The organism is Bathymodiolus azoricus thioautotrophic gill symbiont, assembly GCF_001298715.1.
GTDB lineage: Bacteria > Pseudomonadota > Gammaproteobacteria > PS1 > Pseudothioglobaceae > Thiodubiliella.
Genome location: NZ_CDSC02000431.1, coordinates 1 through 2,286 on the forward strand (window position 1 = coordinate 1; position 2,286 = coordinate 2,286).

General features: G+C 33.2%; 1 protein-coding gene. It reads left to right on the forward strand.

Annotation, left to right across the window (positions count from 1 at the left end):
* Positions 1-135 precede the first annotated feature (135 nt).
* A complete protein-coding gene (locus BAZSYMA_RS08180) occupies positions 136-1,800 on the forward strand; it encodes a ShlB/FhaC/HecB family hemolysin secretion/activation protein (RefSeq protein WP_195910166.1) in 1,665 nt (554 codons plus the stop codon).
* The last annotated feature ends 486 nt before the right edge of the window (positions 1,801-2,286 follow it).

The window sequence follows — 2,286 nt, forward strand, 5'->3', positions numbered from 1 at the left end:
AAAATTAAGTTATACTATTTTTAAAAAAAACCTTTGTGTAAAATATGAGCATCTTTATTCTCTTATCGCTTCTCAGGTTTATTCAAATATTTGTAAGTTGTAATAAAATCATCTATGGTTAAAAAATCTTATAACATGTGTAACTTATTAAAATTCCTTGCACTAATTGCATTGCTTCACGCCTCCAATTTATATGCAATAACTTTAGAACAAGGTTTGGAAGAAAATCTTAAATTAGATAGACAAAATGCCAATACTGAAAGATTGGCAAATATAACGCAATTCTTAAAGAAACTCAAATCCCCTCCAAAGATAAGCGGCAAATTTAAAAAAGAAGAAAAATGTATTGATATTCACACAATCAATGTCGGGGCATCTCTTATTGACAATAAAACCATCAATGCCGCTGTTGAGCCTTTTACAAATAGATGTTTAGGTAGGGTTAATATCGATAATATTATAAAGTTATTAAATCAACTTTACTTTAATCACGGCTATATCACCACCAGAGCTTATCTTCCCAAACAAAAAACAAGTCAAGGTATTTTAAAACTGATAATAATAGAGGGGAAAATTAACACATTATCATCTGATAACAAAAACTTATATTTAAATAATTTATTTTCCGATAAACCAGAAAGTTATTTAAATATAAGAAACTTAGAACAAGGAACAGATCAAATTAACAGATTAGAAGGCTATCAATCAAAAGCTGATATTAAACCCACCAGCAAAATAGGCTATAGTGATATTATTATAAAAAGTACTCATAAAAAGAATATTTATTTTAGGTCGGGGTTTGACAATAGTGGTTCAGAAAGCACAGGGGAAATTGTGGCCAATATTGGCACATCAATAAACAATCTTGTTGGTATTAACGACCAATTAATGATTGATTTGAGATCCAATTCAAATCCAGATGAAGGCAAAAAATTAAACAGAACGATATCACTTTCATACGATGTTCCGTATATTGACTGGAATTTTGGCACTCGCTTAAATGAAACCAAAAATGTCTCTCTTATAAACAATAATATTCTCATAAACAATCAGTCTATCGCGACTCAATTGAGAAACATTAATAGCAACATAGAAATATATGCCAAAAAAAACATATATAGAGATGAAAGCAAGAAAATATCATTCAATATATCTTGGCATAAAAAAGATAAGGTTTCTCAGGTAAACAAAGCCAATATAAAGGTTAGTACTTACACTAGAAATCATCTTGCAGTAGGCATCAACTTATCTAAAAAAACAAAAGAAAATAGCGACTATTCCCTAGATTTCAAAATTAAACATGGATTGGGATCAAAGGTTGTATTTCATAACAATAACGGGGAAATCACCCCCACACCTAAAAGTTTTCCAGGGCGGCACTTTACAATATATAAAATAGGGGGATCTTATAATACCACGCTAGCAAATAAGATAAATCTAAAGCTAGCATTTGACTCTCAATATTCTGATGATATTTTATTTGGTGGGGAAATGTTTCAAATAGGCGGCGTTGGATCCGTTAGAGGGCATAGCAATATAGCCATATCGGGGGCTAAAGGCGCCTATTTTCGATCAACTTTTTCTTTTACGAAGCTTTCTCCATCGGATCCTCAGTTTTACCTATTATACGATATTGGGTATATTTTCTCAGGCAAAAGAACTGATGGGGGTAGACTTGATGGCAAGGGCGTTGGCGTTAAACTCAACATATTCAACCAAAAATTATCACTTGAGTATGGTGAAAATCACACACGAAAACGCGATCACGCTTTCAGTGTTAGTTTTAACGCCTCCTTTTAACGACTGAGCAGTTTTCCCAGCAACACCCAGCATTTCTTTAGAAAGGTAAACTCAATCTTAGCCTCACTAGGACAAAGCTTAAAAATTTCCAAGTAGCTGAAAAATAGATACCTAGTGATTGTTCCCATTGTAATACCGCCAAGAGTAAAGATGGCGTAACAAGATGACTGTAAGCAGTCAAATCTCTATTTTAGAGTTGTACGGAAAATGGGGGTATTACACCTGTCTCTTCTATTATGTTGAGACCTTTGCATAACCCAACCAAAAAACCACCAATCTGATAAAACAACACCCATCTAAAACAACCATAAAACACCCAGAATGTCTTGGAAAAACACCCAACAAAATTCATTTGCAGATTCTCTTGTTATTGAACATAAACCTCTATCAGAACTAGACGATGTGCATAACATCATTAACTGGGGCGAGATAGAACAAACACTATCAAATCTTTATACCTCCAAAACAGGTGCAAGCGCCTATCCA